The following is a 14,248-nucleotide window of genomic DNA, read 5'->3' as shown; positions in this document are numbered from 1 at the left end:
AATCTCAGGAGGATCCCTATATGCCTGATTCGCCCACTGCAGCGGCGGGCGGCTGTACCCAGCCACGCGCCGCACTGTCCGAAGCGGACGTCGAGGCCCTGGTGCGCGGCATCTGCTTCAAGACCGGCCCGCCGCGCCGCCTCGGGGTCGAGGTGGAATGGCTCGTCCACGAGCTGCGCGCACCGCAGCTCCCCGTCGCACCCGAACGACTCGAAGCGGCCTACGCCGCACTGCGGACCCTGCCCCTGAGGTCGGCGCTCACCGTGGAGCCCGGCGGCCAGCTGGAGCTGAGCTCGCCCCCCGCCGCCTCGCTGACGGAATGCGTCCGCACCGTCTCCGCCGACCTCGACGCCGTCCGCGCGGTTCTGCGCGAGGACGCCCTCGCCCTCGTCGGCATCGGCCAGGATCCCTGGCACGAACCCCGCCGGTTCCTGCGCGAACCGCGCTACGACGCCATGGAGGCGTGCCTGGACCGCACGGGCCCCGCCGGCCGCGCCATGATGTGCACCTCCGCCTCCGTGCAGGTGTGCCTGGACGCCGGCCACGAGGAGCCCGGGCCCCAGGGCCTGGTGCGGCGCTGGTGGCTGGCCCATCATCTGGGGCCGGTCCTGGTGGCCGCGTTCGCCAACTCCCCGCTCGCCGGGCACCGGCCGACCGGCTGGCTGTCCACCCGGCAGCTGCTGTGGACCCGGATCGGCGCCGGCCGGGCGGGCGGACCGCCGCTGGACGCCGACCCGCGCGGCGCCTGGGCCGGGCACGTGCTGGACTCCCCCGTGATGTGCGTCCGGCGGGACGGCGCGCCCTGGGACGTCCCGGAGGGGCTGACGTTCCGGGAGTGGATCCGTACGGGGGTGCCGAGGCCGCCCACGCGGGAGGACCTGGACTACCACGTCACGACGCTGTTCCCGCCGGTCAGGCCGCGCGGCCATCTCGAACTGCGCATGATCGACGCGCAGCCCGGGGACGACGGCTGGATCGTGCCGCTGGCCGTGACGGCGGCGCTGTTCGACGACCCGGAGGCCGCCGAGACCGCCTACCGGGCCGTGAAGCCGCTGGCCGAACGGACGCTGGGGATGCCCGCGCCGCACAACCCGCTGTGGCTCGACGCGGCCCGGCGCGGCCTGGCCGACGCCGAACTGCGCGAGGTGGCCGTCACGTGCTTCACGACCGCGCTGGACGCCCTGCCCCGGCTCGGCGCCGGGCCCGAGGTCACGGACGCCGTCACCGCCTTTCTGGACCGCTATGTCGTCCTGGGCCGCTGCCCCGCCGACGACCTGCTCGACCGACAGCGCGGCAGGGACGGTCGCGCCCACGGGAAGGACTTCCGCCCATGACCCACACCGAGCCCGCTGCCGACACCGGGACCGTGGACCCCGAGGCGCTCCGCGAGCGGGCGGTCGCCTCGCTGGTCGTCGCCCGCGACCGCACGACCCTGCTGACGAGCTGCGTCGAGGACCCCGACCTGACCGCGCAGCACTCGCCGCTGATGTCGCCGCTGGTGTGGGACCTCGCGCACATCGGCAACCAGGAGGAGCAGTGGCTCCTGCGGGCCGTCGCCGGGCGGGAGGCGATACGGCCCGAGATCGACAGCCTTTACGACGCCTTCGAGCACCCCCGGGCCGACCGGCCCAAGCTGCCGCTGCTGCCCCCGGAAGAGGCCCGTCGCTACGCGGCCGACGTGCGGGGCCGGGCGCTGGACGTGCTGGAGAAGGCCGCGTTCCACGGGACGCGGCTGACAGAGGCCGGGTTCGCCTTCGGCATGATCGCGCAGCACGAACAGCAGCACGACGAAACCATGCTGATCACCCATCAGCTCCGCAAGGGCCCGCAGGCCCTGACCGCCCCGGACCCGGAGCCGGTGCCGCTGTTCACCGGACGGTCCGAAGTCCTCGTGCCCGGGGGCCCGTTCACGATGGGCACCTCCACCGAGCCCTGGGCCCTGGACAACGAGCGCCCCGCGCACCGGCGCGAGGTGCCGCCGTTCTATATCGACACCACCCCGGTGACGAACGCCGCGTACCAGGCGTTCATCGAGGACGGCGGCTACGCGAATCCGCGCTGGTGGGCGCCGGAGGGCTGGGCGCACATCCGCAAGCACGGCATCACCGCCCCGCTGTTCTGGCGGCGCGACGGCAGGCAGTGGCTCAGGCGCCGCTTCGGCGTCACCGAGGTCGTCCCGCCCGACGAGCCCGTGCTGCACGTGTGCTGGTACGAGGCCGACGCCTACGCCCGCTGGGACGGCCGCCGGCTGCCGACCGAGGCCGAGTGGGAGAAGGCGGCGCGGTACGACCCGGCCGGTGACCGCTCGACGCGCTACCCGTGGGGCGACGCCGACCCGGGGCCCGAGCACGCCAACCTCGGCCAGCGGCATCTGCGTCCGGCGCCCGCCGGGAGCTATCCGGCCGGTGAGTCGCCGCTCGGCATACGGCAGCTGATCGGTGACGTGTGGGAGTGGACGGCGAGCGACTTCCTGCCGTACCCGGGGTTCCGGGCGTTCCCGTACAAGGAGTACTCGGAGGTGTTCTTCGGGCCCGAGTACAAGGTGCTGCGCGGCGGTTCGTTCGCGGTGGACGCGGTGGCCTGCCGGGGCACGTTCCGCAACTGGGACTACCCGATCCGGCGGCAGATCTTCTCCGGGTTCCGCACGGCCCGCTCGGAGGACGTCTGATGTGCCGTCATGTGGCGTACGTAGGACCGGCGGAGCCGCTCGGCCGGCTCCTGGTGGAGCCCCCGCACGGCCTGTACCGGCAGTCGTGGGCGCCCCGGCACCAGCGGTACGGGACGGTCAACGCGGACGGTTTCGGCGTGGGCTGGTACGCCGAGGGCGACCCGGTGCCGGCCCGCTACCGCCGGGCCGGGCCCGTCTGGGCGGACCTGTCGTTCGCCGATCTCGCCCGGGTCGTACGGACCACCGCGCTGCTCGCCGCAGTGCGGGACGCGACCCTGTCGGGCGCGGACGCCGAGGCCGCGGCGGCACCGTTCGCCGCGGGGACCTGGCTGTTCAGCCACAACGGGGCGGTCAGGGGCTGGCCCGGTTCGCTCGCGCCGGTGTCCCGGAGCCTGCCGCCCGAGGACCTGCTGTCGCTGGAGGCCCGCAACGACTCGGCGCTCGTCTGGGCGCTGGTGCTGGCCCGGCTGCGCGGGGGCGACGAGGAGGGCCAGGCGCTGGCCGAAACGGTCCTGGAGGTCGCCGCCGCGGCCCCCGGTTCCCGGCTCAACCTCCTCCTCACCAACGGCGACACCATCACCGCGACCGCCTGGGGCGACACCCTCTGGTACCTCACCCGGCCCGGCGGCGGCACCGTCGTGGCCTCCGAGCCCTACGACGACGATCCGCACTGGCAGGCGGTCCCCGACCGCACCCTGCTCGCGGCGAGCCGCACGGACGTGCTGCTGACGCCGCTCAAGGACCTCCCGGACGCAACTCCCAAGGAGCCCCGTACGTGAGCCCGTTCCACCTCACCCGCACCCTGCCCGAGGACGCCACGGACGCCGCGCTGCGCGCCGACGTCCACCGGGGCCTGACAGGCCACCCGAAGACGCTGCCGCCGAAGTGGTTCTACGACGCCCACGGCAGCGACCTGTTCGAGCAGATCACCGAACTGCCCGAGTACTACCCGACGCGCGCCGAACGGGAGATCCTCGTCGACCGCTCGGGCGACATCGCCGCGGCGACCCGGGCCCGCACCCTGGTCGAGCTGGGCTCCGGCTCCTCCGAGAAGACGCGGCACCTGATCGACGCCCTCACCGGCCTGCACACCTACGTCCCCGTCGACGTCTCCGAGAGCGCCCTCACCCAGGCCGGGCAGGCGCTCGCCGCCGAGCGGCCGGGGCTCGACGTGCACGCGCTGATCGCCGACTTCACCGCCGAGCTGACGCTGCCGGACACGCCGGGGCCCCGGCTGGTGGCGTTCCTCGGCGGCACGATCGGCAACCTGCTGCCCGCCGAGCGCGCCGCGTTCCTGGCCTCGGTGCGGGCCCTGCTCGCCCCGGGCGACGCCCTGCTGCTCGGCACGGACCTGGTCAAGGACGAGGAGGTGCTGGTCCGGGCGTACGACGACGCGGCCGGAGTGACGGCCGCGTTCAACAAGAACGTCCTGACCGTGATCAACCGTGAGCTCGGCGCCGACTTCGAGCCCGCCGCGTTCGACCACGTGGCGCTGTGGGACGACGGGCACGAGTGGATCGAGATGCGGCTGCGGTCCCGTACGGCGCAGACGGTGAAGGTGCCGGCGCTCGACCTCGCGGTCGACTTCGCGGCGGGAGAGGAGCTGCGCACGGAGGTGTCGGCGAAGTTCCGGCAGGAGGGGGTGCGCGCCGAACTGTTCGCGGCGGGGCTGGACCTGGCCCACTGGTGGACGGACGGCGCGGGCCGGTTCGCGCTGTCGCTGAGCGTGGCGCGCTGACGCCGGGAGCCCCTGGACGGCGGCGGGGCGGGAGACGACGTCTCGCGCTTCGCCGCCGCGTGGGGCACGGTGGAGTGACGCGCGACACACTCGCCAGAACAGGAGCAGCGGCATGTCGAACCACACCTACCGGGTCACGGAGATCGTCGGCACCTCGCCCGAGGGCGTCGACCAGGCCATCCGCAACGGCATCGGCCGGGCCTCGCAGACCCTGCGCAACCTGGACTGGTTCGAGGTGACGCAGGTCCGCGGACAGCTCGACAACGGGGAGATCGCGCACTGGCAGGTGGGGCTCAAGGTGGGCTTCCGGCTGGAGGAGACCGAGTAAAGGCCTCCGGGATCAGTCCGGCAGCGGTTCCGAGGTCGCGCGGCCCGGCTGCCTGCCCTCCGGCGGGTAGTCGCAGTCGATGCTGGTCACCTCGCGGTCGCCGTCCTCGGAGTCGACCACCGCCACGCCGGTGCAGGCCCGGCCGTGTTCGTCGGTCCAGGTGACGATCTCGCTGCGGTCGGGCTTCGCACAGCCGGTGAGCAGCAGTGCGGCGCCGAGCAGCGCCGCTCCCGCGAGCGCGCCCTTGCGGCGTCCCTTCATGGCATCCCCCGTATGTACGCGCACATGTGCGCCGGTGCTGGTGGCTCAGGGATACCCGGCGGAGGTGAACATTCCGTCACCCCAGGGTCTCAAGTCCGCCCTTCCCGCTCCTGCGCCACCCTCATCTCGGCGGACCGCGCCGCCCAGTCGGCCCGTACGACGGTGAAGCCCGCGCGCCGGGCGTCGTCGCAGACCAACTCGTCGTCGTCCACGAGGACGCGGATCTCGCGCGTGCGGGCGAGCCGCTTCAGGATGTCCAGCTTGGTGAACCGGGCGGGCCGGCGGTCGGCGTCCCGCCGCATGTAGACACGCCCCTCGGGCAGCCCCTGGGCCGCCAGCCAGTCGAGCGTGTCGCGCCGGCAGCGCTCGGGGCGCCCGGTGAGGTAGACGATCTCGCACTCCCGCGCGCTCTCCTTCACCAGCGCGATGCCCTCCGGGAGCGGCCCGTCCTGCGGCGCCGCCGAGAAGAACCCGTCCCAGTCCTTCGGCCTGCGCTCCAGGAACCGCTGCCGGTGCGCGGTGTCGGCGAGGGTGTTGTCCAGATCGAACACGGCCAGCGGGGTCTTGCTGCGGTCGTCACTCACGGTGCCCAGCCTAGAGGTGTCCGCCCGGCAACCTTCCCTTCCCCGGCGGCCACTCCTGTGCGACACCCACGCGGGAGAGACAGGAGGCCGTATGCACAACGCACGGATCTGGTCGGCGGCGCTGGCGGGGGCCGCGCTGGCCATGGCACTGACGGGGCCGGCGGCCGCCGCGGGCACGGCCCTGGTCGTGGCGCCGAACGGGGACGACGCCGCCCCCGGCACGCTCGCCCGCCCGCTGAAGACCATCCAGCGGGCGGTGGACCTGGCCAGGCCCGGGGACACCATCACCGTGCGCGGCGGGACGTACGCCCTGACCGACAACATCACCATCACCACCTCCGGGACCGCCTCCCAGCCCATCAGCCTCGCCGCCCACCCGGGCGAGCGCGTGGTCGTCGACGGCGAGAAGCTGCCCGCGAGCCACACCCCGGTCGGCGGCAGCATCCCGCGCGCCGAGCGCGGGGCGGTCCACATGGAGGCGTCGTACTGGCGGATCTCGGATCTGGAGATCGTCAACGGCCCGTACGGGGTGTACTGCGACGGCTGCGACGGCAACGTCTTCGCGCGGCTGCGCACGCACGACAACTACGAGTCCGGCTTCCAGCTCCAGGGCGATTCGAGCAACAACCAGATCCTGGACCTGGACAGCCACGGCAACCGCGACCCGCGCAAGAACGGCGAGAGCGCCGACGGCCTGGCGATCAAGGAGGGCAGCGGCACGGGCAACGTGGTGCGCGGCGCCCGGCTGTGGAACAACGTCGACGACGGCTTCGACGCCTGGGAGTTCGCCTCGCCGGTGACGATCGAGAACACGGTGGCGTACGGCAACGGCTTCAACCGCTGGAACTTCCCGGACTTCGCGGGCGACGGCAACGGCTTCAAGCTCGGCGGCGGCAGCCCCGCCCCGGCGGTGGCCCACACCGTACGCAACAGCGTCTCCTTCAAGAACGCGAAGCACGGCCTCACCGACAACGGCAACCCGGGCTCCCTCGCCCTGAGCCGCACCTCCACGTACGGCAACGGCGGTACGGGCTTCGACGCCGACGTCTCCGGCGGGACGGCCAGGCTCACCGGCAACCTGTCCGTCGCGGACCGGCGCGCGGCAGCCGTCGGCGCGAAGACCGTCGCCAGCGGCAACTCCTGGAACATCGGCGGCACCTGGGACGCCGCCTCGGTGCTGAGCACCGACCCGGGTCCGCTCACCGGGCCCCGGGCGGCGGACGGCTCGCTGCCGAAGGCACCGGCGTTCCTCGTGCCACGATCCGGCACGGCGGTCGGAGCGCGTTTCTGAACCGGCCGTTCGGGGCGCAACGCGTTTGAGACAGCCTGGCCGGAGAAATGGTCCGGACTATTCTCCGGCGGGGCCTTTTCCGCAGGCCGCCGCAGTGCCGCCGACCCTTCGGCGAGGGTGTGAACGAGCCATGGACACAAGTCAATTGACCATCACAGTTGATGGCTCAAGCACAGCACTGACATACTCCGCTTTCAGCCTCGCCACTACCCCTGGCCGGGGCTGATCGGGGGTCTCCACACAGAACCCCGAGGCCGTCCGCGTGATTCCGGACAGGAAGTTTTCCCGGTTTCACGAGCCCCCCACAGAGCCCGCACCCCCTCGGCGCGTCCGGCACCCCTCCACCCTGCGCGAAAGCCGGACACGCCACTGACTCGACGGGGTCGAGTGCGGGGCACGAAGCAGCGAAGAAGGTGCGCCTGTGCCCGAATTTCCACCGCGACGGGATGACACTCCCACATTCCCGCTCCCGCACATCGAACATACTCCACCGTCTCGCATATCCGACCATCCGGAATTTCACTCTCTGCGTCGCGCGCAGCGCCGGTTCGGCACCCGGGCGACGATCTTGTCCGTCGGCGGATTCCTGCTGTATGTGCTGCTGTCGAGTTTCGTCCCCGCGGTGATGAACCAGCCGCTGTTCGGCCACCTCACGATCGGACTCACCCTCGGTCTCGGGCAGTTCGTCATCATGGGCGTGACCGCCTGGTGCTACGTCCGGCACATGCGCACCCGGGTCGATCCGCTCGCCCGCGGCCTGCGCTCCCGGCTGCACGAGCACGAGAACCGGCGCGCCCGCTCGGCGGCGCCGCCCCAGGGGAACGGGCAGCCCCTCCAGCACGGGACGAGGGGGTTCCGCACGTGGTGACCGCGGCCGCCATCGACGACAGCAGCCTCCAGCTGACGTTCGTGCTGTTCCTGACCGTGGTCGTGATCACCCTGTTCACGGCCCTGCTGACGGCCCCTCAGCGCGACGAGATCAGCGAGTTCTACCTCGGCAACCGCGCCATGTCGCCGTTGCGCAACGGCCTCGCCATGTGCGGCGACTACCTGTCCGCCGCCACCCTGCTGGGCAGCACCGGGCTGGTCGCCCTGACCGGCTACGACGGGCTGATGTACCTCGGCGGTACCACCGTCGCCTGGATGATGGTGCTGCTGCTGATCGCCGAACCCCTGCACCGCACGGGGAAGTTCACGCTCGGCGACACGGTGGCGCTGCGCCTGCCCCGGCAGCAGCGGCCGGTGCGGGTCGCCCTGGCCGTGTGCATCCTGGCGATCGCGACGCTCTACCTGGTGGCGCAACTCGTGGGCAGCGTGGCCCTCCTGACGCAGTTCACCGGTGTGCCGAGCGGCACCACCCGCACCCTGTGCGTGGTCGTGATCGGTACCTTCGTGATCCTGTACGCCTCCCTCGGCGGCATGCCCGGAGCCACCGTCATCCAGATCATCAAGGCCGTGATGCTGATCGCGGGCGTCCTGTTCACCGCGGGCTGGGTGCTGCACCGCTTCGACTGGAACCCCAACGCCCTGCTCGAACGGGCGGCCCAGCGCAGCGGAACCGGCCTGACCTTCCTCGAACCGGGACTGCGCTACGGCGGCACCGTCAGCAACAAGCTGGACTTCCTCAGCCTCGAACTGGCCATCGTCCTGGGCCTGGCCGCCCTCCCGCACGTGCTGATGCGGCTGCTCGCCCCGCGCAGCAGCGGCGTGCTGCGCTCCTCGGTCCTGTGGGCCATCGGCCTGGTCGGCGCGGTCTGCTTCGGGGCCGGCATCCTCGGCCTCGGCGCCACCGCGCTCGTCGGCCGGGACACCATCCTGGACACGGACCGCACCGGCAACGCCTCCGTCCTCCTCCTCGCCCACGAGCTGGGCGGCAGCGTCCTCACCGCGCTGCTGACCTGCCTGGCGTATCTGACGCTGCTCGCCGTGGCGGTCGGCCTCACCCTGGCCGCGGCCTCGTCCCTCGCGCACGACCTGTACAGCGAGGTGATCCGCAAGGGCCGGGCCAGCGAGACGGAGGAGCTGACCGTCGCCCGGCTGTCCGGCGCGGTGATCGGCATCCTCGGCATGCTGCTCGCCCTCGTCGCCTGGGGGGCGAACACCGCGACGCTCGCCTTCCTCGCCTTCGCCATCGCGGCCTCCGCGATCCTGCCGACGATCATCTACACCCTCTTCTGGCGGCGCTTCTCGGCGAAGGGCGCCCTGCTCAGCCTCTACGGCGGCCTGCTCTGCTCCGTGCTGCTCGCCGCGTTCTCCCCCGTGGTCTCCTCCGCCCCGGCCTCGTTCTACCCCGAGGCCGACTTCGCCTGGTTCCCGCTCCAGAACCCCGGCATCGTCTCCATCCCGGTGGGCTTCTTCCTGGGCTGGCTCGGCACGGTGCTGGACAAGGGACCGGCCGAGGAGCCGGGCACCCACGAGGAGTTCGAGGTACGGATGCTCGTGGGCGCCGACGACTGACACGCCCTCCGGGGCACCGGTCCGGGCACCGGGGACGCGAATTGTTAATGGGATCCATTTTCATGTAGCGTCCTCGGTGCCCGTCCGTCGTTGTCCATCGAGGAGGAGCCCCATGGCTGTCCCGAAGCGGAAGATGTCCCGCAGCAACACCCGTCACCGCCGCGCCCAGTGGAAGGCCGCCACCCCGACGCTGGTACCGGTCACGATCGACGGCGTCCGTCACCTCGTCCCGCAGAACCTGGTCAAGGCCTACGAGCGCGGGCTGCTGCGCCCCGAGGGCTGAGCCGATGCCGCGCGAACGGCTGCCCGTCACCGTGCTCTCCGGATTCCTGGGGGCGGGCAAGACCACCCTGCTCAACCACGTCCTGGCCAACCGCGAGGGCCTGCGCGTCGCGGTCATCGTCAACGACATGAGCGAGGTCAACATCGACGCGACCCTGGTGCGCGGCGGCGAGGCCGCCCTGTCGCGGACCGAGGAGCGCCTCGTCGAGATGACCAACGGCTGCATCTGCTGCACCCTGCGCGACGACCTGCTGGAGGAGGTCGACCGGCTGGCCCGCGAGGGCCGCTTCGACCATCTCCTCATCGAATCGTCCGGCATCTCCGAACCGCTGCCCGTCGCGGCCACCTTCGCCTTCGCCCGCGACGACGGCGCCACCCTCGACGACGTGGCCCTGCTCGACACCATGGTCACGGTCGTGGACGCGGCCAACTTCCTCGCCGAGCTGGAGACCGGCGACGACCTGGCGGAGCGGGGCCTCGCCCCGTACGAGGACGACGAGCGCACGGTCAGCGATCTGCTCGTCGACCAGATCGAGTTCGCCGACGTGCTGGTGCTCAACAAGCTCGACCTCGTCGACGAGGAGACGGCGGCCCGGCTGCGGGCGGCCCTGACCCGGCTCAACCCGCTCGCCCGGCTGGTCCCCGCGACACACGGCCGGGTGGACCCGCGCCAGGTGCTCGGCACCCGCCTGTTCGACCTGGAGCGCGCCCAGCAGGCGCCGGGCTGGGTCCGCGAGCTCAACGGCGACCACGTCCCCGAGACCGAGGAGTACGGCATCTCCTCCACGGTGTTCCGCTCCGGACTCCCCTTCCACCCCGGGCGGTTGTGGACGTTCGTGACGAAGGAGCTGGACGGCGGCACGTACGGGCGGATCCTGCGCTCCAAGGGCTTCTTCACCCTGGCGAGCCGCCCGCGGGTGACGGGCCTGTGGTCGCAGGCCGGGGCCGTCGCCCGCTTCGAACCCTCCGCCGCGCGGGACACCGACGTGCCGCACGCCCAGGAGCTGGTGTTCATCGGGACGGGGCTGGACACCCAGGCCCTGCACGCCGCCCTGGCCGACTGCCTGATGGGCCCGGGCGAGAGCCTTCCCGGCGACGACCCGTTCCCCGCCTGGGACACGTACGGCATCGACGAGGCGTGCGACCACGAGCACGCGGCGTAGCGGCCGGGGCGGCGCCGGGAATGCCGCGGCCTCTCAGGTGTTGAACCCCGTGTGAGTTCCCTGATCGCCTCGGCCCGCTTCTCCGTCCTCGACCGCTCCCGCACCCGCGAGGGCCACACGCACCCCGAGGCGCTGCGCGACACCGTGCGGCTCGCGCAGGAGCTGGAGCGGCTCGGCTTCCACCGGCTCTGGGTCTCGGAGCATCACGGCGTCCCCGGGGTCGCCGGTTCCGCGCCGACTGTGCTGGCCGCCGCGGTCGCGGCCGCGACCCGGACGATCCGGGTCGGGACCGGCGGCGTGATGCTGCCCAACCACCGGCCGCTGGTGGTGGCCGAGCAGTTCGGGGTGCTGGAGTCGCTGTTCCCCGGGCGGATCGACATGGGCCTCGGCCGCTCCGTCGGCTTCACGGACGGGGTGCGCAAGGCCCTGGGCCGTGACAAGGGCGACGCGGAGGACTTCGAGGCCCAGCTGCGGGAGCTGCTCGGCTGGTTCCGGGGCACCTCCCCCACCGGGGTGCACGCGCGGCCCGCCGAGGGCCTGACCGTGCCGCCGTTCGTCCTGGCCATGGGCCAGGGCGCCGGCATCGCGGCCCGCGCGGGCCTGCCCATGGTCATCGGCGACCTCAGGAACCGGGAGAAGATGCGCCGCGGCATCGACCACTACCGCGACCGCTTCCGCCCCTCCCCCTGGGCGCCGGAACCGTACGTCGTCGTCTCGGGCACGATCGCCGTGGCCGCCACACCCGACGAGGCCCGGCGGCTGCTGGTCCCCGAGGCCTGGTCCATGGCGCACTCCCGCACCCACGGCACCTTCCCGCCCCTGCCGCCCGCCGAGCGCGTCGAGGCGCTCACCATGACCGCCAAGGAGCGCGGCCTCTACGAGTCCGGCCTCACCGGCCACATCGCCGGCACCGAGGAGCAGGTCGCGCACGAGCTGGAGACGGTGCTGAAGGAGACCGGGGCGCAGGAGGTCCTGGTCACCACCAGCACCTACGACCGCGAGGCCCTGCTGGACTCCTACCGGCGGCTGGCCGCGATCGCCTCCGGTTAGAGTCGTTCCCCATGCACGACCCCCACGGCCCCCACGACCCGTACGTCCGCGTCCGAGGGGCCCGCGAGCACAATCTCCAGGGCGTGGACGTCGACATTCCGCGGGACGTGCTGGCCGTGTTCACCGGCGTGTCCGGCTCGGGGAAGTCGTCGCTGGCGTTCGGCACGATCTACGCGGAGGCGCAGCGCCGCTACTTCGAGTCGGTCGCGCCGTACGCGCGCCGGCTGATCCACCAGGTCGGCGCGCCGAAGGTCGGGGAGATCACCGGTCTGCCACCGGCCGTCTCGCTCCAGCAGCGCCGCGCGGCGCCCACCTCGCGCTCTTCCGTCGGCACGGTCACCAACCTCTCCAACTCGCTGCGCATGCTGTTCTCCCGGGCCGGCACCTACCCGCCCGGCGCCGAGCGGCTCGACTCCGACGCCTTCTCGCCCAACACGGCGGCCGGGGCCTGCCCGGAGTGCCACGGGCTCGGGCTGGTGCACCGTACGACCGAGGAGTCGCTGGTCCCCGACCCGTCGCTGTCGATCCGCGAGGGCGCGATCGCCGCGTGGCCGGGCGCGTGGCAGGGCAAGAACCTGCGGGACATCCTCGACGCGCTCGGGTACGACGTGGACCGGCCCTGGCGGGAGCTGCCCGCCGAACACCGCGCGTGGATCCTGTTCACCGACGAGCAGCCGGTCGTCACGGTGCACCCGGTGCGGGACGCGGACCGCATCCAACGGCCGTACCAGGGCACGTACATGAGCGCCCGCCGGTATGTGATGAAGACGTTCTCGGACTCCAGGAGCCCGACGCTGCGGGCGAGGGCCGAACGGTTCCTCACCAGCGCGTCCTGCCCGGCGTGCGGCGGCAGCCGGCTGCGACCGGAGGCGCTGGCGGTGACGTTCGGCGGCCGGACCATCGCCGAGCTGGCCTCGCTGCCGCTGGCGGAGCTGGCCGCCGCTCTCGACGCCCGGTCGGAGACCGCCCGGGTCCTGACCGACGACCTCACGTCCCGTATCGCCCCGGTCGTCGAGCTGGGCCTCGGCTACCTCAGCCTCGACCGGCCCACCCCCACCCTCTCCGCGGGCGAGCTGCAACGCCTGCGCCTCGCCACCCAGCTGCGCTCCGGCCTGTTCGGTGTCGTCTACGTCCTCGACGAGCCGTCGGCCGGGCTGCACCCGGCGGACACCGAGGCGCTGCTCACGGTCCTGGAGCGGCTGAAGGCGGCCGGGAACTCGGTGTTCGTCGTGGAGCACCACCTCGATGTCGTACGCGGCGCCGACTGGCTGGTGGACGTGGGCCCGCGGGCGGGCGAGCACGGCGGCCGGGTGCTGCACAGCGGCCCGGTGGCCGACCTGGCCGCCGTCGAGGAGTCGGCGACGGCCCGCTACCTGTTCGACCGCTCCCCCGCCCCCGTGCGGGAGGTCCGCGAGCCGGGCGGCTGGCTGAAGAGCGGCCCGGTCACCCGGCACAATCTGCGCGGGGTGACCGCCGAGTTCCCGCTCGGCGCGTTCACCGCGGTCACCGGGGTGTCCGGCTCCGGCAAGTCCACGCTCATCGGCGAGATCACGGCGGACACGGCGGGGGTGGGCCGGCTGGTCTCGGTCGACCAGAAGCCGATCGGCCGCACCCCGCGCTCGAACCTCGCCACCTACACCGGCCTCTTCGACGTCGTGCGCAAGGTGTTCGCGGCGACCGACGGGGCGCGCGAACGGGGCTTCGGCGTCGGCCGGTTCTCCTTCAACGTGGCCGGTGGGCGGTGCGAGACCTGCCAGGGCGAGGGGTTCGTCAGCGTGGAGCTGCTGTTCCTGCCGAGCACGTACGCGCCCTGCCCGGACTGCGGCGGGGCCCGGTACAACCCGGAGACGCTGGAGGTGACGTACCGGGGGCGGACCATCGCGCAGGTGCTGGACCTGACGGTGGAGAGCGCGGCGGAGTTCTTCGCGGACACCCCGGCCGTGGCCCGCAGTCTGGCCACGCTGCTCGACGTGGGCCTGGGCTATCTGCGCCTCGGCCAGCCGGCGACCGAGCTGTCCGGCGGCGAGGCCCAGCGCATCAAGCTGGCGAGCGAACTCCAGCGCGGCCGGCGCGGCCACACGCTCTACCTCCTCGACGAGCCGACGACCGGCCTGCACCCGGCGGACGTGGACGTCCTGATGCGGCAGCTGCACGGCCTCGTCGACGCCGGGCACACCGTGATCGTCGTCGAGCACGACATGTCCGTCGTCGCGCGCGCGGACTGGGTGATCGACCTCGGCCCGGGCGGCGGCGACGCGGGCGGCCGGATCGTGGCGGCGGGCCGGCCGGCGGACGTGGCGCGCTCGGTGGAGAGCCGGACGGCGCCGTATCTCGCGCGCACCCTGTCCGGGACCCGCTGAGGCGGCCTGTCCCGCGCGCACGCTGTGCAGGGCCCGCTGAGGCGCCCTATCCCGTGCGCACCGTCC

The 14,248-nt window shown here is 72.9% G+C and carries 14 protein-coding genes; 12 read left to right on the top strand and 2 right to left on the bottom strand.

Annotation, left to right across the window (positions count from 1 at the left end; translation table 11 throughout):
• The first annotated feature begins 20 nt into the window (after positions 1-20).
• The 5 genes from egtA to IE255_RS14645 all read left to right on the top strand — a co-directional run bounded on the left by egtA (position 21) and on the right by IE255_RS14645 (position 4,734).
• Positions 21-1,334 (top strand): ergothioneine biosynthesis glutamate--cysteine ligase EgtA, encoded by a 1,314-nt coding sequence (gene egtA / locus IE255_RS14665; protein ID WP_190050664.1) that lies wholly within the window; start codon positions 21-23, stop codon positions 1,332-1,334.
• The gene (gene egtB, locus IE255_RS14660) at positions 1,331-2,668 is read left to right on the top strand and encodes an ergothioneine biosynthesis protein EgtB (protein ID WP_190050663.1); all 1,338 of its coding nucleotides are present in this window, start codon (positions 1,331-1,333) and stop codon (positions 2,666-2,668) included. The genes egtA and egtB overlap by 4 nt, the downstream gene beginning before the upstream one ends.
• A complete protein-coding gene (egtC, locus tag IE255_RS14655) occupies positions 2,668-3,447 on the top strand; it encodes an ergothioneine biosynthesis protein EgtC (RefSeq protein WP_190050662.1) in 780 nt (259 codons plus the stop codon). The genes egtB and egtC overlap by 1 nt, the downstream gene beginning before the upstream one ends.
• The gene (egtD, locus tag IE255_RS14650; protein ID WP_190050661.1) at positions 3,444-4,406 is read left to right on the top strand and encodes an L-histidine N(alpha)-methyltransferase; all 963 of its coding nucleotides are present in this window, start codon (positions 3,444-3,446) and stop codon (positions 4,404-4,406) included. Before egtC ends, egtD begins: the two co-directional genes overlap by 4 nt.
• A gap of 112 nt (positions 4,407-4,518) precedes the next feature.
• The gene (locus IE255_RS14645; protein WP_190050660.1) at positions 4,519-4,734 is read left to right on the top strand and encodes a dodecin; all 216 of its coding nucleotides are present in this window, start codon (positions 4,519-4,521) and stop codon (positions 4,732-4,734) included.
• 12 nt (positions 4,735-4,746) lie between these two features.
• Here IE255_RS14645 and IE255_RS14640 read toward each other — a convergent pair whose 3' ends face one another.
• Both IE255_RS14640 and IE255_RS14635 read right to left on the bottom strand, forming a co-directional pair.
• Positions 4,747-4,995, bottom strand: coding sequence for a hypothetical protein (locus IE255_RS14640; RefSeq protein ID WP_190050659.1), 249 nt, complete (start codon positions 4,993-4,995; stop codon positions 4,747-4,749).
• 89 nt (positions 4,996-5,084) lie between these two features.
• Positions 5,085-5,579 (bottom strand): phosphatase domain-containing protein, encoded by a 495-nt coding sequence (locus tag IE255_RS14635; protein WP_190050658.1) that lies wholly within the window; start codon positions 5,577-5,579, stop codon positions 5,085-5,087.
• Positions 5,580-5,670: 91 nt separating this feature from the next.
• Between IE255_RS14635 and IE255_RS14630 the strand changes: the two genes are divergently transcribed.
• The 7 genes from IE255_RS14630 to IE255_RS14600 all read left to right on the top strand — a co-directional run bounded on the left by IE255_RS14630 (position 5,671) and on the right by IE255_RS14600 (position 14,182).
• Positions 5,671-6,870, top strand: a complete 1,200-nt coding sequence (locus IE255_RS14630) for a right-handed parallel beta-helix repeat-containing protein (protein ID WP_190050657.1) — start codon at positions 5,671-5,673, stop codon at positions 6,868-6,870.
• A 475-nt stretch (positions 6,871-7,345) separates the two neighbouring features.
• On the top strand, positions 7,346-7,738 hold the full coding sequence (locus IE255_RS14625) for a DUF485 domain-containing protein (protein ID WP_373309607.1): 393 nt from the start codon (positions 7,346-7,348) through the stop codon (positions 7,736-7,738).
• Positions 7,732-9,327 (top strand): sodium/solute symporter, encoded by a 1,596-nt coding sequence (locus tag IE255_RS14620; protein WP_190050655.1) that lies wholly within the window; start codon positions 7,732-7,734, stop codon positions 9,325-9,327. The genes IE255_RS14625 and IE255_RS14620 overlap by 7 nt, the downstream gene beginning before the upstream one ends.
• Positions 9,328-9,439: 112 nt before the next feature.
• Positions 9,440-9,610 (top strand): 50S ribosomal protein L32, encoded by a 171-nt coding sequence (rpmF, locus tag IE255_RS14615; protein WP_095750490.1) that lies wholly within the window; start codon positions 9,440-9,442, stop codon positions 9,608-9,610.
• Between the two features lie 4 nt (positions 9,611-9,614).
• A complete protein-coding gene (locus IE255_RS14610) occupies positions 9,615-10,772 on the top strand; it encodes a GTP-binding protein (protein ID WP_190050654.1) in 1,158 nt (385 codons plus the stop codon).
• A 51-nt stretch (positions 10,773-10,823) separates the two neighbouring features.
• The gene (locus IE255_RS14605; RefSeq protein WP_190050653.1) at positions 10,824-11,822 is read left to right on the top strand and encodes an LLM class flavin-dependent oxidoreductase; all 999 of its coding nucleotides are present in this window, start codon (positions 10,824-10,826) and stop codon (positions 11,820-11,822) included.
• A gap of 11 nt (positions 11,823-11,833) precedes the next feature.
• The gene (locus IE255_RS14600) at positions 11,834-14,182 is read left to right on the top strand and encodes an ATP-binding cassette domain-containing protein (RefSeq protein WP_190050652.1); all 2,349 of its coding nucleotides are present in this window, start codon (positions 11,834-11,836) and stop codon (positions 14,180-14,182) included.
• The last annotated feature ends 66 nt before the right edge of the window (positions 14,183-14,248 follow it).

Origin of the sequence: Streptomyces lomondensis, from assembly GCF_014651035.1 — a bacterium.
Classification (GTDB): domain Bacteria; phylum Actinomycetota; class Actinomycetes; order Streptomycetales; family Streptomycetaceae; genus Streptomyces; species Streptomyces lomondensis.
This window is presented reverse-complemented; position numbering and strand designations above follow the sequence as displayed.

What these genes read in the sequence shown, in the direction of transcription:
- egtA (WP_190050664.1), top strand. Translation starts at nt 21, where the DNA reads ATGCCTGATTCGCCCACTGCAGCGGCGGGCGGCTGTACCCAGCCACGC.
- egtB (WP_190050663.1), top strand. Translation starts at nt 1,331, where the DNA reads ATGACCCACACCGAGCCCGCTGCCGACACCGGGACCGTGGACCCCGAG.
- egtC (WP_190050662.1), top strand. Translation starts at nt 2,668, where the DNA reads ATGTGCCGTCATGTGGCGTACGTAGGACCGGCGGAGCCGCTCGGCCGG.
- IE255_RS14645 (WP_190050660.1), top strand. Translation starts at nt 4,519, where the DNA reads ATGTCGAACCACACCTACCGGGTCACGGAGATCGTCGGCACCTCGCCC.
- IE255_RS14640 (WP_190050659.1), bottom strand. Translation starts at nt 4,995, where the DNA reads ATGAAGGGACGCCGCAAGGGCGCGCTCGCGGGAGCGGCGCTGCTCGGC.
- IE255_RS14630 (WP_190050657.1), top strand. Translation starts at nt 5,671, where the DNA reads ATGCACAACGCACGGATCTGGTCGGCGGCGCTGGCGGGGGCCGCGCTG.
- rpmF (WP_095750490.1), top strand. Translation starts at nt 9,440, where the DNA reads ATGGCTGTCCCGAAGCGGAAGATGTCCCGCAGCAACACCCGTCACCGC.
- IE255_RS14610 (WP_190050654.1), top strand. Translation starts at nt 9,615, where the DNA reads ATGCCGCGCGAACGGCTGCCCGTCACCGTGCTCTCCGGATTCCTGGGG.
- IE255_RS14600 (WP_190050652.1), top strand. Translation starts at nt 11,834, where the DNA reads ATGCACGACCCCCACGGCCCCCACGACCCGTACGTCCGCGTCCGAGGG.